Source organism: Bacillus salacetis, from assembly GCF_049177075.1.
Taxonomy (GTDB): Bacteria; Bacillota; Bacilli; order Bacillales; family Bacillaceae_B; genus Rossellomorea; species Rossellomorea salacetis_A.
The window spans coordinates 581981-601295 of sequence record NZ_CP185377.1; the positions used below are offsets into that span (position 1 = coordinate 581981).

Sequence of the window (19315 nt, forward strand, 5' to 3'; positions counted from 1 at the left end):
GTTATAAAAAGATCATGCTTCAATGAACAAATCAATGATCTTATCGCAAATATCATGATGAGCGGTTCCATCAAAGTTTAGCAAGACAACCACGCCCAACTCTAGTTCAGGCAAGATGGTCATAAGCGACCTTACAGCCATTTGACCGCCGCCGTGTTCCACGATTCTATGTCCTTTGTGCTTGTCTGTAAACCAAGCCAGCCCATAGCTTCTGACGTCACTTCCAAATTGCCATTCCTCACTGACAAGATGAAATGGAGTCTGCATTTCTTCTATTAATCCTGAAGACAAAATTTCCGGCTCTTTGTTTAAGTGGAAGGCTAAATAGTTTGCGAGATCATTTGCTGTTGAATACAAATAGCCGATGGGAGCTGAAATCGGGTTCTTCGGAAAAGGGGTTTCCACTCTTTCCTTGCCCAGGTAATACCTCGCACTGTTTTTATCCTGTTGAACTCGATCGGGATTGCTCGTTGTCCGGTTCATGTTTAGAGGCGTGAGGATTTCCTCTTTAAGATGGGTCTCCCATTGGGAACCTGACACTTTCTCAAATAAATCGGCCAGGATGACATAGGAATCCGTACAGTAATTCCATCCCTGTCCGACTGGGTACTCCAACTCTACTTTTTGAAACCATCTCGTTATATCTTCTCTGGATTCAATCCTATCAATCTCTTCTTCTGTAAGCTGGTAGTAATCTAGTGCTTCTTGAAATTCAGTGGGGGTATCAGAAAATATTTCCCTTACATTCGGGGCGATCATATTGGCGATGCCCAACTCTGAAGGAAAGCCCGCTGTATGGGTTAAGAGGTGCCGGATGGTGATCGTATCACTTTGCTGTTTATCTCTTGTTCTAAAATAGGGGAGGTGCTGCACTACAGGATCATCTAATGCTATCAACCCTTTTCCTGCAAGCTGCATGATGGAAAGAGCCATGAAGTTCTTGGATATGCTCTGAATGCTCATCATTGTATCGCCGTTGATAGGCTTCATATCAGGCTGGATGCGGGAATGCCCAAAGCCTTTCGAGTAGATGATGTCTTTATCTTTAACGATTGAAACGCTCAGCCCTGTTCCCTGTTGGTCTTGAAGGATTTCATTAATGTAATTCGTTATTTGATTAAGCAGGTCTTCAGTCGATTGTTTCATATGTATCCCCTTTTTTAAAAAACAAACTAGTAAAATGACTTTAGTGGTATTTTATGGTAAGTGATTATCTTCTCATCATCTTTATTTTAACAAAAAGGCTGAAAAAATGTTTTCCAGAGGGCATGGCTCCCTGTGGCTGACCTGGTTTAGTGTAGTACTTTTCTATCACTAATAGCAGTGGAGTGGTATAATGACCGTATAATATTTTTATAAGAGGTGGAAATAGATGAGTGAGTTTCAGACTCCAGAAGAGGAAATTGCTCAACTTAAGGAAAGGGTTCAAGAATGTGAAAAGTTGATTGATGAACTTTCTACTCCTATTATTCCTTCTATTATTCCTAATACGATATTGGTGCCTTTAATGGGGACATTGAATGAGAAGCGTTTGGATAATATCAAGACCAGGGTTTTGTTTAGTATACAGAAACAAAAAGCTGACACGGTTCTCATTGATTTCACTGGGATCAGTCACTTAGAGGTAGAGGACCTGGGCTTGCAAAACCTGATTTATCAGATCACTGAAATACAGTCAGGCTTAAAGCTGATGGGGGTAGAGACAATCTTTGTAGGCTTCTCACCTAATTTTGCTCATGAGATTGTGGTATCAGGCGTTGATACAAACAAGTTTATCACCTATGCAACCTTCAGAGATGGACTTAAATACTTGATGGGCAAAAAAGGGTTGGAATTTAAAGAAGCAGAAGAATAAAAAGATCATGATAATGGGCCTGCTCCCCCGGTACACTAAAAGTTTAGCGTACCGGGGGAACAGGCTTTTAGTTATTTGATTCGAGAAATGACTAATCTTCATCCAACATTCCTCTGTTCCTTCCTTTTCTGTTTTATCTTCCGTACCAGCGCCCGTACTCTATATCCGTCAGTTGGCATGCCGGCTAATGGTTTTGCTTTCCAGGAAGGGTATTTATACGGGAGTGCAGTTGATAGGAATGTTGCTAAATTAAGTATGGTGAAGGCTCTCATGAGTGCATATAATTCCCCGGTAAACAGAGGAGAGGTGGAGAAAGCAATTAAAGCAAAGACAAGTGAAAGGAAGGGGCCGCCTGCTGCGATTATGGCTCCCTGTGCTTCAGAAAGCTTTTCCGTTGTCCTTTTTCCTTCTTTATCTGCGGAAAAGCAGAATCCGAATGTCGCCCAGCGGAAATGAAAGTTGATTCTTCCCATCGCAAAACGTTTGCATTTCTCATTGTTGGGTGGGCCAAGGAATAGATTGGCATGGGTGTGTTTTGTGAAAAGAATGATTCCGAGGGCATGGCCCATCTCATGGATGAAGACCGCTAGAGGGACGAGGAGTATGTAGACGATCAGGACATTAAGCAGAAACAATGATCAGGCTCCTTTCGAATATACCATTTGGATGAATTTGGTATAATTGTATCATAAATATGGAGTCTATTTGGGGAGAGACGGATAATGAAAAGAAAATACGGAAACCGCTCCGGATGGAAACGAGTCATTGACAGAAAGTATGCCCAAACTTACCTGGATACTAAATCATTTACTGGATATATAACTCTTTTAAACACAGTGAAAGTGACGGACCCTTTAACAGTTCGATATGGTGGCCGGAAGGTTTGTATTGTTGACGATGGGTATATGTGGCTTCATCAGTTTCCGACGGGCCAGCATCATGCAGTAACAACGATGTTTGATGCGAAAGGGGATATCATGCAGTGGTACATCGATATTTGTTTTAAAAACTCAGTGGAAAACGGAATACCCTGTATGCACGATTTATATTTGGATCTCATTGTACTGCCATCCGGAGAAGTCATTGAGAAAGATGTGGATGAACTGGAGGAGGCTTTTTCAGCTGGAATTATCGATAAGCACTTATATGATTTGGCTTGGGCAGAGCAGAAGAACCTGTTAAATCTAATAAGAAGCGGGAATTTTGACTTAATGAAGTTATCTCAGCAGCATAAAGGTCTGTTAGCCAAAGATTTAAGTTAGACAGTTTTGGCGGGGTAGCCAGGCTGTCTTTTTTAGTTTGAAAAGCGTACCATTATTTATATAGCAGCATAAAGAGGTGTACGAGATGAAAGAATTCACAGATCAACAAATAAACACGATTCGTTCCTATGAAAAATTGATGGATCAGGAGGGAAGTTTTCCACAGGAACTTCTCGATATTATCTATGAAAAACAGCTGTTCAAATTGTTTGTGCCGGAAAACCTGGGTGGCCGGATGGTATCCCTTCCGGAAAGCGTACAGATTTTTGATGAGGCCTCATCGATCAATGGCAGCTTCGGCTGGCTCGTGACGATCGGTTCGGGCGGCGGATTTTTTGCAGGGAATATGAAGGAAGAAGTTCTGGATGACGTCTTCAATTCTGGCAATGACGTAATCGCGGGCAGCGGGGCTCCGACAGGAAAAGCTGAGAGATGTGAGGGTGGATATCGTGTCACCGGTGAATGGAAGTATTGTTCAGGTGCAGAGTTTGCGACCACTTATACTGCGACTGTGGTGATTCCCGGAGCTGGTGAAGAACCGGAAATAAGGGCCTTTGCTTTTACCCCGGAACAAGTGGAAATCGTAAAGGATTGGAATGCGTTCGGTTTGAAGGCGACCGGAAGCCACACGATTAAAGTTAAGGATGTGTTTGTTCCTGAGGAGAGGATATTTTCGGTTTTTGAATCCAATGGTGTAGCGGATGCGCCAGTCTACACCTATCCATTCCTGCCGTTTGCACAGGCTTCTTTTACAGCAGTAGTTCTTGGGCTGGGGCGTCGTGTATTGGAGGAAGCATTGCGTTATCAGGAACTTTTAAGTGAGGATTCGCCTAAAAGGGAGGTTCTGAAAAGCGTGCTGGATGAACAGGAAGCACGGTTAAAGTCATTGGAAAGCACATTTTATAACACGATTGAAGGTAACTGGAATCTCCATATAGAAGGAGAGTCTACTGAAGAGCAGTATAACGAAGTGGGGGTAGTTTGTGCCCAGATTGCACAGGGAGTCCGCGAAGTTGCTTTTACTTTGTATCCGTACTTGGGAATGTATGCTTCTGATCAGGATTCACCTTTTAACCGGGCATGGAGAGACTTGCTGACGGCTTCGCAGCATGCTTTGATTGGGCCGTATCAGTGAAGTGCAGTTGTTGGAACCATTTACCTAAGACTACTTTTCTGAACTTTATAAAAAAGTGGTTGCATAGAACTAATACATGATGTAATATAATGAGTAAGCGCATACAGAACGGATTGTTACTGTTAAATCAGGCAAAACCGATTCCTTATTAAAAAAGGGAAGGTTTTGCCTTTTTTGTTATCGGAGGTGGACGAAGTGAAGATTAGTAAGGTACTGAACAACAATGTGATTGTCTCCTTAAAGGACAAGCAGGAAGTTATCGTTATGGGGCGGGGAATCGCCTTCAATAAACGAGTTGGAGAAGACATCGATGAGGATAAGGTAGAGAAGATCTTCACTTTGGAAGACCAGGATATTACAAAGAAGTTTAAGACCTTGATTGCCGATATTCCTATGGAGTATATGGAGCTGTCTGAAGAAATCATTAACTACGCCAAACTTAAGCTTGGGAAAAAGCTGAATGACAGCATTTATATTTCTTTGACGGATCATATCCATTTTGCGATTGAGCGTTTTCATAATAACCTTCCAATCAAGAATGGACTGCTCTGGGAAACGAAGAACCTCTATAAAGAGGAATTCGAAATCGGACTGGAAGCGTTGGATAAAATATGTGATCGTTTCGGTGTCCTTTTACCGGAAGATGAGGCGGGCTTCATCGCGCTGCATCTGGTGAATGCCCAGCTCAATGAAGACATGACGAACACGGTTGATATGACGAAGGTTATTCAAGACATCTTAACCATTGTGAAGTACAGCTTCAAAATTGAATTTGATGAAACCTCTTTGAATTACCATCGGTTTATTACCCATCTAAAGTTCTTTGCACACCGACTGGTCAAGGGAGAGCATTATAAGGATGGGAAAGATGACCTCTTAAACGTCATTATCAATAAGTATCCAGAAGCCTATCAATGTTCTTTGAAGATCAAAAAGTTTGTGGAAAAGCAGTACCGATATGAGTTAACCGAAGAAGAGATTCTTTACCTGACGATTCATATTGAAAGAGTAGTCAAAAAGTAAATAACGATTCCATATTAGGATTGTTACTCTGCGAGGCAAAACCTAAATTACGGGAATGACGGGCAACTTATGTCTGATCATCACGTAGTTTAGGTTTTTTCTTTTATCAAAATGTATTGAAAATACTAGGGGGTGCATGGTGATGAACCATCAAGAGTTAGGTATGAAAATATTAGAACTTGTCGGCGGAGAGGATAACGTTCGAAGTGTTATTCACTGTATGACGAGATTGCGCTTCAATCTTCGTGATAACCAGAAGGTAAAACGAAGTGAGTTGGAAAATTTAGATGGGGTCATGGGTACGAATATAAGCGGTTCGCAGTTCCAGATTATCATTGGGAATGATGTTCCGAAGGTTTATAAAGCAATCATTAATAATAGTAACTTGAATGAAGATAGCAGCAATGGAGAAAGATCAGGCGGAGGTAACGTCATTAGTGCCATCTTTGATGTAATATCCGGCGTATTTACTCCGATCCTTCCGGCTATCGCCGGAGCTGGTATGATCAAAGGGATTCTGGCTATCCTATCGACGTTTGGTTGGCTTGATGCAGCTTCACAAACATATATCATTTTAAATGCAATTGGTGATGGAGCATTCTACTTTTTGCCAATTCTGTTAGCTGTCAGTGCGGCTCGTAAGTTTGGAAGCAATCCATATATTGCAGCCACAATAGCAGCGGCGATTCTGCATCCGACGTTAACGACTTTATTTAATGCTGGAGAACCTATTCGTTTCATTGGGTTACCAGTAATAGCGGCTGTTTATTCTTCAACCGTTATCCCGATCATCTTGGCAATTTGGATTGCATCCTATGTTGAAAGATTTGTTGATAAATTCACACATAGTTCATTGAAACTGATTGTTGTACCGACTTTAACTATTTTGTTTGTTGTCCCTGTCACGTTAATGACAGTTGGGCCGCTTGGGGTTATTTTAGGTGACTATCTGTCCGACGGATTAGGTTTCTTGTTTGAAGACTATGGATTTATTGCAATGGTCTTACTGGCGGGTACCTTCTCGCTAATCATTATGACCGGTATGCATTATGCTTTGGTACCTGTCATGATCAATAATCTTACCGTAAAAGGTATTGATTATATTATGCCGGCAATGTTCTTGGCGAATATGGGGCAAGCGGGTGCTGCATTTGCAGTATTCTTGAAATCCCGCAACAAAAAATTCAAATCTCTTTCATTGACTGTCTCTATTACTGCATTAATGGGGATTACAGAGCCTGCTATGTATGGGGTTAACGTCAGACTTAAAAGACCATTTGTCGGCGCTTTATTAGGTGCAGCTGTTGGGGGCTTGTACTACGCGCTTACAGGAGTTGCAGCTTATATCTTAGGTGGAAGCGCTGGTCTTCCAGGAGTGACATCATTTATTGGCCCAACTTTTGTACACGCTTTAATCGGGCTTGCAGTTGCGTTTTTCGCTGCGACAATCATCTCATACCTGCTAGGTTTTGAAGATGTCCCGAGTGAAAACCAGGGTGAAACAACACCTGAAGAAACGGCTGAAGAAGCTGTGGCTGCTACTAAAGTGGATACTGACGCTGTTTTAGTAAGCCCGCTTAAAGGGGAAGTTATAAAACTTGCTGATGTAAGTGATCCAACGTTCTCTTCTGAAGTTATGGGAGAAGGAATTGCGGTAAGGCCAGTAGATGGAAAGGTTGTATCGCCGGTGAATGGTGTTGTAACAACACTTTTCAGAACAAAACATGCAATTGGTATCACATCTGAGGAAGGTGTGGAAATCCTGATCCATGTTGGAATCGATACAGTACAGCTTGATGGCAAATACTTTGAAGCTTTGATTGAGCAAGGTGACCGTGTTGTAGTCGGCCAGCCGTTATTGGAAGTGGATATTGAAGGCATTAAAAAAGAAGGCTTTGATACAGTGACACCTATTATCATCACAAACACTACTTCATTCGCAAAAGTGAACAAAACGGATAAACCTTCCGTTACACACGATGATGTTCTTTTGGAGCTTGAAGCTTAAGGTTTTGCAAAATGGGTGTGATTTTACTAAGTTGAATCACACTCTTTACTAAAATACAGGAGGTAATTATGATGAAATTTCCAGAAAACTTTTTATGGGGCGGCGCAACAGCAGCGAATCAAATAGAAGGCGGATTTCATGAAGGGGGCAAGGGGCCAAATCTTGCAGATGTATTACCTGGTGGAAAAGTGCGGATGAAGCTTCTAGCAACAAGTGGTTTTGACTATGAAATGGATACAGAAAAGTATACTTATCCAAACCATGAGGCGATCGATTTCTATCATCGTTATAAAGAAGACATTGCTCTGTTTGCAGAGATGGGCTTCAAAGTGTTCCGCATGAGCATCGCCTGGAGCCGGATTTTCCCTAAGGGTGACGAGCTTGAGCCGAACGAGGAAGGCTTGGCTTTCTATGATCGTGTATTCGATGAACTTCATAAGCACGGAATCGAGCCGTTGGTAACAATCGCTCACTATGAAACTCCTTTACACTTGATTAAAGAATATGGCGGCTGGAAGAATCGTAAATTAGTAGAGTTTTTCGAGCGCTATGTAACTGTATTGTTCAACCGCTATAAAGATAAAGTGAAATATTGGCTCACGTTCAATGAAATCAATGGGGCGACACACTTCCCGCTGTTCGGGCTTGGATTCTCAGCAACAAGTGATGAAACACGCCTGCAGGAAAGCTTCCAAGGATTGCATCATCAATTTGTTGCAAGTGCGATTGCGGTAAAACTTGGACACCAGATCATCCCTGGGTCTCAAATCGGCAATATGCTGATCTACGCACCGACGTATTCCTACGATTCAAATCCTGAAAACGTTATGCACGCTTTAGAAGACGGAAGAATCTTTAACTTCTTCTGTGGCGATGTACAGGTTCGCGGAGAATATCCGACTTTCATCGATCGTTATTTCAAAGAGAATGATATTACGATTGAAATGGAAGAAGGAGACTTGGAGATAATCAAAGAAGGAACGGTTGACTTCATTTCGTTCAGCTACTACATGTCCAGAACGGAGAAAAAGGAGAAAACACCAGAAGAGATTGGAGAAGGCAATCTGATCGGCGGTGTGAAGAATCCGTTCCTTATAGCAAGTGACTGGGGCTGGGAAATCGATCCGACCGGCCTTCGTGTAGCACTGAATGAGCTATACGACCGTTATCAAAAACCGCTGATGGTTGTTGAAAATGGTTTGGGTGCCTACGATAAGGTTGAAGAAGATGGAAGCATCAACGACGACTATCGTATCGATTATCTGCGTGATCATATCAAAGCAATGGGGGAAGCGGTTGAAGATGGTGTGGATCTTATCGGATATACATCATGGGGCTGCATCGACTTAGTAAGTGCTTCATCAGGAGAATATTCAAAGCGTTATGGTTTTATCTATGTAGACAAACATGATGATGGAAGCGGTACGATGGAAAGAAGCCGAAAGAAATCATTCTTCTGGTATAAAGATGTTATCAGCAGTAATGGTGAGAAATTGTAATAAATATGGGTGTAAGGGAAATTCCCTCACACCCTTTTTAAATGCTTGTGGGGAGTGGCCCCATACGTTATAATGCCGCAGAATTCCCCGCCGGTTCCGCTTGCGGTTCTTTCTTTTTCAAAGACTGAATCTTTCCATAGGTAAACGATCTCCATAGCCACTCGAATGGCCCAAACTGGAAAGCTTTTAACCAGAAGTAGCTGAAGATGATCTGCGCTGCAAAGATGACAAAGCAGAGCAGGGTGCCTGTTAACAGGCTGACTTCCTCATATAGATTGAATCCGACAAAGATTCCCACACAGATAATCGACTGTGACAGATAGTTGGTCAACGCCATCTGGCCGGCATATCCGAGTGGACGAAGCAGCTTTTGCCAAGTGTCCTTCCGCAGCAGCAGGGTCAGCATGGAGATATAGAAGAAACATAGTGTTACACCGCTCAAGCTGGTGAAGACCTGTATTACACTTGAATTTTTAATTCCGGCGTCAAGGATTTCCAGTTTATAAAGAGCCAGGATCGTGACGAGCGGAATGCTGATTAGGAACGTGATTGTACGGATTTTGCGAATCAAGCCCAGGTGCGGTGTGTCGGGTTTGAATATCCCGGCTTTTCCTGCCGCTAGCCCGAACAGGAACATCGCCAATACAGGAATCATGGCTGGAATTGTATTGAGTACAATCGGCACGACTTCAGCGCCAAGCCGGTAAGACACCCATTCTCCGTATCCTGCTGTTTGGTAGACATCAACATATTCATCAAATTGTTCATTGAAAGCGGCTGTTTGAGTGCCAGCCATATCTTCCAGCAGCCCAGAAGGCAGGAGCAGAGTGAGGCTGAAAAGCGCATTGATGACGACAAGCAGACTGAACGCCCATATAAGCATGGTTTTGATTTTTCTTTTATAAAAGAATAAGAGAAGAAGGCCGGTAAGAGCATAGGTGTGAAGGATGTCCCCAAACCACAGGAGGACCAGGTGGGCTGCCCCGAACAACAACAATCCTATAATTCTTCTAAGATATAGCGATTTGTAGTTTAGCCCTTTTTGCTCGGCGCGGCTCATGAAAATATAAAAGCCAAGTCCGAATAAGAATGAGAAAATCGTAAAAAACTTCATATCAATGAACAGGGCGAAAAATAAATCCACCCAATAGTCTGCTCCGGACAGTTCAGCTTCCACTCCATTAAATGATCTTAAAAATTCAGCTGAATGGAAGGCAGGCATGTTCACAAGGAAAATCCCGAACAATGCGAAGCCCCGGATAATATCGATCGTCACAATGCGATCCTTGCCCAAAACCGGCGATGATTTCATAGACACTTCTCCTTTTATATATAGTCTTAATCATTATACATGCAGGGGGCGGGAGATATTGCAAAAAAATGTAATTATTATAGTTGCATAGACGGCAGCCCCGCATCCCCTACCCATTCAACAGCTGCTTGAGCCTTCTTTCAACAAAACTCAAGCATCACTTGATAGGAAAATCAGCTTTCAGCCTCTACACTTGATTTATACTTAAAAAAGAGGTGATGGGTTTGTTTGACATGAAAAGAGTAGGAAAGCAGATTGCGAAATTAAGGAAAGAAATGAAGATTACCCAGATGGCACTGGCGGACCAGATGGGGGTCAGTTTTCAGGCGGTGAGCAATTGGGAGCGTGGAGAAACGATGCCGGATATCTCGAAACTGCCTGATCTGGCAAGGGTCTTGGATATAAATATTGATGAAATTTTATCAAATGACAAAGGGACACAATTGGTTAAAGGGCTGGTAGAAGATGAGGAAGAGATGAAGTCACAGCTGGTTGATAAGGAAGAGTTTCTGCAGGCTGCCCCGATCATGACGCAGGACCAGGCGGATATGGTGTATCAAAACCTTAAGGAGAATTTGTCTTCAAAGGAGCTGCCATTGATCGCGCCTTACATCGGACAGGAATTGATCGATGAGCTGGCGGTGAAAGAGTTTGAACAGCATGGCTTAACAGGACTGGCATCTGTAGCGCCTTACCTCAGCCAGGAAGTGGTTGATGCCATAGCCAAAAAGGAGAAGGACTTTTCTGATTTGGCTATGATCGCTCCTTTCATCAGCCAGGAAGTGATCGATGAATGTGCCAGGAAGCAATTTGAATTGGAGGGTGCAAAAGTGCTATCCCCAATAGTGCCTTTTATCAGTCAAGAAATCATTGACGAAATAGCTGTTCGAGAGTTTGAAAGAAGCGGCTTGGGGAGTTTGGCTGCGATGGCACATTCGGTGAGTGAAGAGGTGCTTGCTCAATGCGCCCAAATAAGTTATGAAGAGAAGGGAATTCAGTCACTGCTGCCCGTAGCTCCATTCATTCAAAAGAAGCTTTTGAATGAGCTGGCGGTGGATGCTCTGAATAAAAAGGGGCTGAGTGAAATCGGTCCGATCCTGCCTTTTATCGATGCAAAGCTTTTTCAGGGTAGTTAAAATAGATTTGAGGCCTTCCCGAATTTTGGGGGAAGGCCTCTTTTTTGTGGAGGGAAATCGGACAGGGGGCGGGGGAACGGCCAGATTTTAAAATCTATGAATATTGGTAATCTGCGTAATCGGCACTCCCGCCATTGGAAGCAGCCCCTGTAATTCCTCTCCTACCACAGGGATGTAGTCCGTACCTTCCCTGAATCCATAACGCTCTTTTATATTGATATCGAAATTGCACTTCACCTGCAGGGCAATATCGCCTTCCCGGTCGAATGGGGGCGAGACTTTTTGAACATGAAATGTATTGCCGTTCTTACTGTAGCCGTTGATGGTTTTGATGGCTTTTTGTTCATAGTTTTTAACGGCTTTAGGTGTATAGGAAAAGGTCACCCAGCCGGTTGCGTTGATCATGGAGAACACCTCGAAAAACTCTTTTTTGTATTGAAAGGTATTCTAGAAGTATATCAGAAGAAGGGGGATGGGGACAGAGGTCCTTTAACGCACTAACGCACTAAGAGGGACTGTCCCTTTTCGTGCGTTAGTGCGGTGAAGTGTCTCTGGGATTTTATTTAAGCCAGCCTTCTGAAAAATATGTACTGAAAGATATAGACATATGCTAAAATATCAAAGGTTATATTTCTAACAAGTTTTGTATGTAATGTAATTTTGAGGAAAATAAAATTGTGGTATGCAGCATCAGTTTTATTAATTCACTTACTGAATTGGAGGGTTTACCTTGTCAAAACCATTTCATCATTTAGCAAGGGGTATTTTTGTTATGGATAATAAAGTGCTGCTTGCTCAAGCAAAGGGATATCCAAACACTTTTTTACCTGGAGGGCATGTGGAAGTCGGGGAGAGCGCAAAAGATGCACTATCAAGAGAGATAAAAGAAGAGTTGAATATGGATGTTGAAGCAGGTGACTTTCTTGGGTTGATTGAGCATCAATGGAGTAAGAATGGAGTGATGCAGTATGAAATCAATCAGGTTTTTTCAGTGAACGGTTTTGATGTGAACGCAAAAAACCCAACTCCCAATGAAGCGCATCTGGAGTTCTTCTGGTGTCCTGTAAGCGAACTTGATGAACGGAATTTACAGCCTTTTTCAATTCGAAATCTTATCAGAAACTACTTATCCGGTAATGAAAAAGCATGGTGGGTCAGCTCGATAAACTCTGATATTTAAAAAGTACTTATTTAATTCTTAGCAGGAGTCAACGTGTTGTTCATTGGCTCTTTTATTATGGGGAGGAATAGAGGATGAGCAAGTACAAGAGGGTTTTGATCAAGATAAGCGGCGGTGCATTGGCAAGTGCTGAAGGTGATAGTTTTGGAGTTGATAACCTGGAGCATATCACGAACGAGATCATCGCCTTAACAGACAAGGGTATTGAAGTAGCGGTTGTAGTTGGCGGCGGAAATATATTCAGGGGGAATCTGGCAGCGAACTGGGGAATAGACAGGGTAGAGGCAGATAATATCGGAACCTTGGGTACCATTATAAATGGACTGATGTTGAGAGGGGTATTAAAAGCAAAGACGAAGAAAGAAGTGCGGGTCATGACTTCTGTACCGGCTCCCTCTGTGGCAGAGCCTTATATCCGATTGAAAGCCATCCACCATTTAGATAAAGGGTATATCGTGATTTTTGGAGGAGGAAACGGACAGCCTTTTGTGACCACCGATTACCCGAGTGTACAGCGGGCAATTGAAATGGACTGTGATGCTCTTTTTGTCGCGAAACAAGGGGTGAATGGGGTTTATACAGCCGATCCAAAAACAGATGAAAATGCAAGGATGTACAAACAATTAAACTACAATGATATCGTTCAAAATAATATTAAAGTAATGGATCAGTCTGCCTTATTGCTTGCAAGGGACTTCAATCTGCCTGTTCATATCTTTGATTTTAATGAAAAGGATGTCATGCTTAAAATCTCTGCTGGAGAACAAATAGGCACGATTGTTGGTACTGAAAAGACACTGCTTATGGAATGATCGTGCATTAGGTCGGAAGTGCGGCGCGGGAAGGGGGACTGTCCCTCTTCCCGCGTACCTATTAGTCTGAGTAATAATCAATATACTCTTTCGAGAGCGCATCCACCGGACCGTATACTTTTTCGAAAGCCTCTATGGTCAGGGGCTGGATGGTCTCCATTTTATGTTCAATTCGTTTATCGATGTATTCATAGGCTGCCAGGTCATTGAGGACCTCACTGAATTTTTCCATGCCGTACGTTTTAATCAAATAGTTGGACATGAGGTAGCCGTCACGGTAGATAGTGAAAATGTCGTCAGAGTAGGAGAGTTCGTTCAGTTCCTCTATGGACAGAACTTTTGGATTGTTTTCAATGGCCTTCTTGGTATTGGTGTCAACGAGTTCATCATCAAAATAAATGGCGCCTGCCTCATCTTTCTGCACCCTGTTTTGTAAGTAGGTTGCAAAGCCTTCCTGAAGGTAGATGGCTGCATTATCATTGGTGAGATCGCTCAGCATTTTATGCGTCAGTTCATGTGATAGGATGGAAAAAGTGTCTTCTATTTTATCTGCCGTGTTGATTTTCAAGGATTCTCCTGTCTCATTCCACCCCGCAAGAGAAGGAGAAGGGACCGTTGCCGAAATTTCTTCATTGGTGGAATAAAGTTTAATCGTGATCGGAGAAGGATCCCAGTTGAATTGTTTTGAGTAAAAGTTGACGAGCTTTTCGGTGTCTTCTAAAGTGCTTTGACCTTTGGCTTCATCTCCCGGTTTAAAATAAACCGTAATATCCCCGGATTCCGAGACAATCTGTTCGAAAGGAAGATCATTGATGAGCCATGTGTTTCCAGCCTTGATGCATTCATAAGTGACAGTATTGTTCGTATAGGCCTCACTGCCTTCAGACTGCTGCATGTTCACGTGAAAATTCACGGTCCCGGTTGTCTCATCGATCTGCTTAAAACCTAGGACTGCCAGTTTAACATCCTTTCCTTTGGCCTCTGTAAACATGACTTCTTCGAACCATCTGGCCTGCTCTTTATAAAAAGTAGGATTGTTTTGGTTTTGAAACTTCATAAATGTTTCGTAGTCCAGGTCCTGCACGGCTTTCTCCAGGTGCTGGAATGTCCAGTCCGGCGTGCCTTCTGCTGCTGTAACTTCAATGATTTCATCCTCGACCGCTCCCGAATAAATGGACCAGAGCGGGGACTTTGTTCCTGTAGAACCAACGATTCCGTAGACCTGATGCCCTCTGTAATCTTTTCCATCGTGAGTATATTGAATAGTAGTAATACTGGAATCAGTGTTGGATATCTTTTCACCATATTTTCCGTAAAACTCTTTGATGGACTCGGATTGATTTTCCGGTTTGAACGTGATCGTCAGTTTGCTCATGGTTTTGCTTCCATTCCGATCAATTTCTGTGGTGAAATGGCCGTTGCTGCCGACAGTGACCTCTTTTTCCGCAACGATTGGTCCGGTAGGCTGTTCGCCTGACAGTACATGATTTTTCGAGAGGCCAGGCCGGCGGACATATTCCTGGATGGCGATCGATAATTTTACGCCCTTTTTCAGATTGCTGTCTCCAGTCACGGTAATACTTTCGGAACCGGTCAGCTCGCCATAAATTTTGATATGAGTACTGACGATGTTCCGAGCGAGTACATTCTTATTGTTCAATGCAAGAGATGGATCATGCCAGACGACCCTGCATCCGGAAAGAAGCAGTGACAAACAAATAAATACCCCAATCATCGTTCCTTTTTTCATGAAATTGTCCCCTAGTTTTTTTAGATAAAAGTATACAGGATATCGAATGAAGAAAATGTAAAAATTTGTAGAATCCAATGTCGCTTTAGCACACTAACGCGATGGGGGACAGTCCCCCATCGCGTTAATGCGGTAAAGCACTAAGAGGGACTGTCCCTCTTAGTGCTTTAAAGGGGTGAAGTGATAATTTGTTTTATTTGAGGAGGGCAAAGGGGTATAGTAGTGATAGAATCTTTTTAAAAGAGTTGGTGTACGATGGAAAACAATAATGATTTCGAACATTTGAAGCTTGAGAATCAGCTCTGCTTCTTGCTGTATGCGGCGTCGAGGGAAATGACGAAGCAATATAAGACACTGCTGGAGAATCTGAATGTGACCTATCCTCAGTATCTGGTCCTGCTGCTGCTTTGGGAACATGAACGCCTGACAGTCAAAGGAATGGGGGAGATGCTGTTCCTGGATTCAGGGACGCTGACGCCGATGCTGAAGCGGATGGAAGAGCAGGGGCTTATCGTCCGGGAGCGTTCTTCCGAAGATCAGCGCTCTGTGTTTGTCACTTTGACTGAAAACGGCCAGTCTTTGAAGCAGAAGGCTGCGGATATTCCTGAGCGTGTTTTCTCGCTTGCCGGGAATGATGAAAAGGAAAGCGAAATCCTAAGAAATTCGCTTTTAAAGCTCCTTCACAATCTTCAATCAAACGTTTGATTAATAAAAAAACGTTCACGACTTAAACAATCGTGAACGTTTTATTTTTTTATTCGACAACTTCCAGCTCTACGTCAATGTTGCCTCTTGTTGCTTTGGAGTAAGGACAGAAGTCATGCGCTTTGTGGACAAGATCCTCAAGCGTGTCACGGTCAACCCCTGTACCTTTCACCTGTAATTTCACACCGAGTTTGAAACCTTGATCCTTTTCATCTTTGATGAGACTCACATTCGCTGTCACTTCAGACTCTAATTTCACTTTGGCTTTTTGGGCAATCAGATTAAGAGCGCCATCAAAGCATGCCGCATAGCCGGCAGCGAAAAGCTGTTCAGGGTTTGTCGCTTCAGGAAGTTCCTTCTTACGAGGTGTTCCCGGCATCGCCAACTGCAAGTTAATGTTGCCTTCAGAAGATTCCACTCGTCCTTCTCTGCCGCCAACTGCTTTAACGGAAGTTGTAAATAATGTATCAGACATGTTCATTTCTCCTTTTCGTTTTATTAGTGTTTGTAATTAAGTTGTGCACAATTTAATTTTACACAATTGAAATAGAGAGTCAATCTATTTGATTCGTGTGGCTGGATTGCTTTAGCGCACTACCGCAGCGGGGGACTGTCCCCCAGTGCGGTGGTGTGATAAAGACCTTTTAGGTAGTTTAGACTTGTGGGGGAAAAATAAACCTCTGTTGGCACACTTGAGGATTTATGTGGACGCGGATGCACCTCGTGTTAATTATCAGTTAATTCAGACTATATTTTTATGAGGGAAAGTCATTGTAAAAAAATACAGAGGCTATATAATAGTTTTTACTAGAAATACATTTGTTCGTGCAGGGAGGAATTTTATATGAGAAACATAGTCGAAAAGTGGGGGCAGTTAAGTCTTGTAAAGCAGATCATCATCGGGCTGGTGGTCGGTATCCTCCTCGCTGTAACGAATCCGGAAGCAGCAAAACCTTTATCCATACTGGGTTCATTATTCGTAGGGGCTCTGAAAGCCATTGCCCCGGTATTGGTTCTCTTCCTGGTGATGTCGGCCATTGTTCAGCATAAAAAAGGCAGCCAGACCAACATGAAATCTATTATTCTTTTATATCTGCTAGGAACCTTTTTGGCAGGACTGGTTGCGGTCGTTGTCAGCTTCATTTTTCCTGTGAGTTTGACGCTTATTAAAGGGGCGGAGGAGATGACGGCTCCCGGTGGTGTTGCGGAGGTTCTCGAAACTTTACTGCTCAACATTGTGGACAATCCGTTCAATGCGGTAGCCAGCGCGAACTATATCGGCATTTTGGCTTGGGCAGTCCTGCTTGGGGTGGCTCTGAAAAATGCAGCGGACTCCACTAAAGGAGTGATTGCGAATTTTTCAGAGGCCGTCACGAAGCTGGTGACATGGGTCATTAAATTTGCCCCGTTAGGGATCATGGGACTGGTCATTGAGTCGGTCACTTCTACCGGGATTGAAGGGCTGTTAAGCTACGGAAAACTGCTTGCCGTATTGATCGGCTGTATGGTCTTGGTCGCGTTAGTTGTGAATCCGGTCATTGTATTTATGCTGATAAAAAGAAATCCTTATCCACTTGTGTTTAAGTGTCTCAAGGAAAGCGGGATTACAGCCTTTTTTACTCGAAGTTCAGCTGCGAATATCCCTGTGAATATGAGGTTATGCGAGGACTTGGGGTTGAATAAGGATAGTTATTCCGTCTCGATTCCATTGGGGGCGACGATCAATATGACAGGTGCCGCTGTGACGATCACGGTTCTGACATTGGCGGCGGTTCATACACTCGGCATTCCAGTGGACATTCCGACAGCCATCATCCTGAGTGTGGTAGCAGCCATATCGGCTTGCGGCGCTTCAGGTGTAGCCGGCGGTTCATTGCTTCTGATTCCTTTGGCGTGCAGCTTGTTTGGAATCCCGGCTGATGTCGCGATGCAGGTCGTCGGGGTCGGCTTTATCATTGGCGTCTTGCAGGACTCATTCGAAACGGCGTTGAACTCCTCAACGGATGTGCTGTTCACGGCAGCCAGCGAGTTAAAAGAGAGAAAGAAGGAAGGGAAAGCCGTCAATATTAATGAAGTGGCATAGGAGGGGGAAGTCCCTTTTCAATCCATTAAAAAAACTACCTGCCACTAACAAGTGCCAGGTAGTTTTTTCACGTCTTATTGAAGGTTAAAGAACACCTTGTCTCCTGTCCAAGAATCATAGGACAGCGTGGCGTCTTCTCCTGTTTTCACGAGGCCTGCGAGATAACCCTCTTTTTCTCCTCCTTTATACATCTCAAAGGAAAATTCAGGTGTCGTTGTCCCGACAAGATCCCCGCTGTATACATCTCCGTTTTCACTAACGAAGCCAAAATCCATGACGCCGTCAATCAAAAATGGATAGTCTTCTGTTTCAGAATCCACCACTTTCACGTTGGCATTAACCAGTACCCATTCGTAGCCTTCCGGGGCTTCTTCATTATATTCATTCATCTCAGTTAGCATTTGATAAGCTTCTTCCCCGCGGATGACTTCGTCTACAGTCAATTCAACTGTCGTATTGTATTCATTCATGTTATCATCGGTAACCACGGTTTCAATTGTAGCAGTTTCATCCATCGGCACTGGGTTCGACCGGGTGCCAACCTCAGATTCTTCCTGCTCAGCTGATTGGTCTGTTTCTTCTTGGTCCGTTTGTTCCGGTTCTTCCTCAGTGGTTTCGTCCACTGCTGTTTCTTCAGCATTATCCTCTGTCGTTACATTTCCATCATCATTGCCGCAGCCGGCCATGATGAGTGCAGAAAGTGCACTCGCTGATAATACTTTTGCCAATTTGTATCTTTTCAAAATAATCACCTCAAAAGTTAGTACATTACGTGTTTTTCCAACTAACAGGGAATTAAACTACCAAATTGACTGGGCGGAAAGACACCTGCCCTTTCACACACTAACGCGGCGGGGGACAGTCCCCCGCCGCGTTAATGCGTTAGTGCGCTAAGAGGGACTGTCCCTCTTAGTGCTTTAGCGTGTGAAAGTGAAAGGATCTCATTGCCGAAACTCACAATATGGAATACAATGGAAGTGCATCCCCTTTCTCTTTCATTATGCCTCTTCAAATCCCGCACGAAGAAATCCTTCAATTAATATCCTATTCATTTATCAAAACTATAAAAATAAGGAGATGATTTCGATAGCATCAATATTACATGAGACTGAGTGCCACAATTGTGGACGTGTAGCTATGGAAGATTGGTATTATAAGGTAGATGAAAAGTTTTTGATATGTTCTATCTGTGGTTATCACTATGATAAATATGCTGAGTATGATGAAGAAAATAATACTCCGTTTCGGGTAGAAATTTCAGGAGGCTATGGTTCTGTACACCTGGAAACTAAAAAAGGGGATTGGATAAGAATCTATTTGGATGGCAATTTATCAGCTGGAGAGCTGAAAGCCTATAAAAATGTTTTTGAGAACTGTAATAAAGAAAAGAGTTATTTAATGACCTATGAAGGTAATGGTTTCTTCACTATCCACTTTGGTAATCCTCCGGAGCACTTCCTTATTTCCTTTAAAGAGTATTTAGAAAATCTCCCAGAAGATAGACAAAATGATGTGTTCTAAAATTAAAAAGTAAGGTTAACTAAGAAGAGGAAGG

19 protein-coding genes are annotated in these 19315 nt (G+C 43.1%); 12 read left to right on the plus strand and 7 right to left on the minus strand.

The genetic code is table 11. From position 1 onward, the window contains the following. Positions 1-12 precede the first annotated feature (12 nt). Positions 13-1146, minus strand: coding sequence for a serine hydrolase domain-containing protein (locus ACOJQI_RS03040; RefSeq protein WP_421383430.1), 1134 nt, complete (start codon positions 1144-1146; stop codon positions 13-15). 226 nt (positions 1147-1372) lie between these two features. Here ACOJQI_RS03040 and ACOJQI_RS03045 point away from each other — a divergent pair, with 226 nt between their 5' ends. Further along, complete coding sequence (locus ACOJQI_RS03045) at positions 1373-1855, plus strand: STAS domain-containing protein (protein ID WP_421383432.1); 483 nt, start codon at positions 1373-1375, stop codon at positions 1853-1855. Between the two features lie 98 nt (positions 1856-1953). Here ACOJQI_RS03045 and ACOJQI_RS03050 read toward each other — a convergent pair whose 3' ends face one another. Further along, positions 1954-2490, minus strand: coding sequence for a site-2 protease family protein (locus ACOJQI_RS03050; protein WP_421383434.1), 537 nt, complete (start codon positions 2488-2490; stop codon positions 1954-1956). A gap of 87 nt (positions 2491-2577) precedes the next feature. Between ACOJQI_RS03050 and ACOJQI_RS03055 the strand changes: the two genes are divergently transcribed. The 5 genes from ACOJQI_RS03055 to ACOJQI_RS03075 all read left to right on the plus strand — a co-directional run bounded on the left by ACOJQI_RS03055 (position 2578) and on the right by ACOJQI_RS03075 (position 8782). Then, entirely contained in the window at positions 2578-3117 is a 540-nt protein-coding gene (locus ACOJQI_RS03055) for a DUF402 domain-containing protein (protein WP_421383436.1), read from the plus strand. 85 nt (positions 3118-3202) lie between these two features. Next, complete coding sequence (locus tag ACOJQI_RS03060; protein WP_421383438.1) at positions 3203-4252, plus strand: acyl-CoA dehydrogenase family protein; 1050 nt, start codon at positions 3203-3205, stop codon at positions 4250-4252. A gap of 195 nt (positions 4253-4447) precedes the next feature. Continuing rightward, positions 4448-5275 (plus strand): BglG family transcription antiterminator LicT, encoded by an 828-nt coding sequence (licT, locus tag ACOJQI_RS03065; protein WP_421383440.1) that lies wholly within the window; start codon positions 4448-4450, stop codon positions 5273-5275. A gap of 142 nt (positions 5276-5417) precedes the next feature. Then, complete coding sequence (locus tag ACOJQI_RS03070; RefSeq protein ID WP_421383442.1) at positions 5418-7283, plus strand: beta-glucoside-specific PTS transporter subunit IIABC; 1866 nt, start codon at positions 5418-5420, stop codon at positions 7281-7283. A gap of 68 nt (positions 7284-7351) precedes the next feature. Continuing rightward, positions 7352-8782, plus strand: a complete 1431-nt coding sequence (locus ACOJQI_RS03075) for a glycoside hydrolase family 1 protein (protein ID WP_421383444.1) — start codon at positions 7352-7354, stop codon at positions 8780-8782. Between the two features lie 67 nt (positions 8783-8849). On the opposite strand, the gene ACOJQI_RS03080 is transcribed toward ACOJQI_RS03075, so the two are convergent. Then, positions 8850-10094 carry a DUF418 domain-containing protein gene (locus ACOJQI_RS03080; protein ID WP_421383446.1) on the minus strand — a complete coding sequence of 415 codons (1245 nt, stop codon included), beginning with the start codon at positions 10092-10094 and terminating at the stop codon, positions 8850-8852. A gap of 233 nt (positions 10095-10327) precedes the next feature. Between ACOJQI_RS03080 and ACOJQI_RS03085 the strand changes: the two genes are divergently transcribed. After that, entirely contained in the window at positions 10328-11230 is a 903-nt protein-coding gene (locus ACOJQI_RS03085; protein ID WP_421385378.1) for a helix-turn-helix domain-containing protein, read from the plus strand. Positions 11231-11317: 87 nt separating this feature from the next. Here ACOJQI_RS03085 and ACOJQI_RS03090 read toward each other — a convergent pair whose 3' ends face one another. After that, a complete protein-coding gene (locus tag ACOJQI_RS03090; protein WP_421383448.1) occupies positions 11318-11635 on the minus strand; it encodes a hypothetical protein in 318 nt (105 codons plus the stop codon). 325 nt (positions 11636-11960) lie between these two features. Here ACOJQI_RS03090 and ACOJQI_RS03095 point away from each other — a divergent pair, with 325 nt between their 5' ends. After that, positions 11961-12410 (plus strand): NUDIX domain-containing protein, encoded by a 450-nt coding sequence (locus ACOJQI_RS03095; protein WP_421383450.1) that lies wholly within the window; start codon positions 11961-11963, stop codon positions 12408-12410. A 74-nt stretch (positions 12411-12484) separates the two neighbouring features. Continuing rightward, a complete protein-coding gene (pyrH, locus tag ACOJQI_RS03100) occupies positions 12485-13222 on the plus strand; it encodes a UMP kinase (protein ID WP_421383452.1) in 738 nt (245 codons plus the stop codon). A gap of 61 nt (positions 13223-13283) precedes the next feature. Here the strand turns inward: pyrH and ACOJQI_RS03105 are convergent, their stop codons facing one another. Then, positions 13284-14972: a hypothetical protein gene (locus ACOJQI_RS03105; protein WP_421383454.1), complete on the minus strand. Its 1689-nt coding sequence runs from the start codon at positions 14970-14972 to the stop codon at positions 13284-13286. A gap of 255 nt (positions 14973-15227) precedes the next feature. Between ACOJQI_RS03105 and ACOJQI_RS03110 the strand changes: the two genes are divergently transcribed. Beyond that, positions 15228-15677, plus strand: a complete 450-nt coding sequence (locus tag ACOJQI_RS03110) for a MarR family winged helix-turn-helix transcriptional regulator (RefSeq protein WP_421383456.1) — start codon at positions 15228-15230, stop codon at positions 15675-15677. A 49-nt stretch (positions 15678-15726) separates the two neighbouring features. On the opposite strand, the gene ACOJQI_RS03115 is transcribed toward ACOJQI_RS03110, so the two are convergent. Beyond that, on the minus strand, positions 15727-16152 hold the full coding sequence (locus ACOJQI_RS03115; protein ID WP_421383458.1) for an organic hydroperoxide resistance protein: 426 nt from the start codon (positions 16150-16152) through the stop codon (positions 15727-15729). A 369-nt stretch (positions 16153-16521) separates the two neighbouring features. Here ACOJQI_RS03115 and sstT point away from each other — a divergent pair, with 369 nt between their 5' ends. Beyond that, on the plus strand, positions 16522-17760 hold the full coding sequence (gene sstT / locus ACOJQI_RS03120) for a serine/threonine transporter SstT (protein WP_421383460.1): 1239 nt from the start codon (positions 16522-16524) through the stop codon (positions 17758-17760). 74 nt (positions 17761-17834) lie between these two features. Here sstT and ACOJQI_RS03125 read toward each other — a convergent pair whose 3' ends face one another. Continuing rightward, entirely contained in the window at positions 17835-18503 is a 669-nt protein-coding gene (locus tag ACOJQI_RS03125; RefSeq protein WP_421383462.1) for a hypothetical protein, read from the minus strand. Positions 18504-18897: 394 nt separating this feature from the next. Between ACOJQI_RS03125 and ACOJQI_RS03130 the strand changes: the two genes are divergently transcribed. Continuing rightward, the gene (locus ACOJQI_RS03130; protein ID WP_421383464.1) at positions 18898-19281 is read left to right on the plus strand and encodes a hypothetical protein; all 384 of its coding nucleotides are present in this window, start codon (positions 18898-18900) and stop codon (positions 19279-19281) included. Positions 19282-19315 lie beyond the last annotated feature (34 nt).

What these genes read in the sequence shown, in the direction of transcription:
- ACOJQI_RS03130 (WP_421383464.1), top strand. Translation starts at nt 18,898, where the DNA reads ATGGAAGATTGGTATTATAAGGTAGATGAAAAGTTTTTGATATGTTCT.
- sstT (WP_421383460.1), top strand. Translation starts at nt 16,522, where the DNA reads ATGAGAAACATAGTCGAAAAGTGGGGGCAGTTAAGTCTTGTAAAGCAG.
- ACOJQI_RS03115 (WP_421383458.1), bottom strand. Translation starts at nt 16,152, where the DNA reads ATGTCTGATACATTATTTACAACTTCCGTTAAAGCAGTTGGCGGCAGA.
- ACOJQI_RS03055 (WP_421383436.1), top strand. Translation starts at nt 2,578, where the DNA reads ATGAAAAGAAAATACGGAAACCGCTCCGGATGGAAACGAGTCATTGAC.
- ACOJQI_RS03075 (WP_421383444.1), top strand. Translation starts at nt 7,352, where the DNA reads ATGATGAAATTTCCAGAAAACTTTTTATGGGGCGGCGCAACAGCAGCG.
- ACOJQI_RS03105 (WP_421383454.1), bottom strand. Translation starts at nt 14,972, where the DNA reads ATGAAAAAAGGAACGATGATTGGGGTATTTATTTGTTTGTCACTGCTT.
- ACOJQI_RS03080 (WP_421383446.1), bottom strand. Translation starts at nt 10,094, where the DNA reads ATGAAATCATCGCCGGTTTTGGGCAAGGATCGCATTGTGACGATCGAT.
- pyrH (WP_421383452.1), top strand. Translation starts at nt 12,485, where the DNA reads ATGAGCAAGTACAAGAGGGTTTTGATCAAGATAAGCGGCGGTGCATTG.
- ACOJQI_RS03090 (WP_421383448.1), bottom strand. Translation starts at nt 11,635, where the DNA reads ATGATCAACGCAACCGGCTGGGTGACCTTTTCCTATACACCTAAAGCC.
- ACOJQI_RS03045 (WP_421383432.1), top strand. Translation starts at nt 1,373, where the DNA reads ATGAGTGAGTTTCAGACTCCAGAAGAGGAAATTGCTCAACTTAAGGAA.
- ACOJQI_RS03085 (WP_421385378.1), top strand. Translation starts at nt 10,328, where the DNA reads ATGAAAAGAGTAGGAAAGCAGATTGCGAAATTAAGGAAAGAAATGAAG.
- ACOJQI_RS03110 (WP_421383456.1), top strand. Translation starts at nt 15,228, where the DNA reads ATGGAAAACAATAATGATTTCGAACATTTGAAGCTTGAGAATCAGCTC.
- ACOJQI_RS03070 (WP_421383442.1), top strand. Translation starts at nt 5,418, where the DNA reads ATGAACCATCAAGAGTTAGGTATGAAAATATTAGAACTTGTCGGCGGA.
- ACOJQI_RS03060 (WP_421383438.1), top strand. Translation starts at nt 3,203, where the DNA reads ATGAAAGAATTCACAGATCAACAAATAAACACGATTCGTTCCTATGAA.
- ACOJQI_RS03040 (WP_421383430.1), bottom strand. Translation starts at nt 1,146, where the DNA reads ATGAAACAATCGACTGAAGACCTGCTTAATCAAATAACGAATTACATT.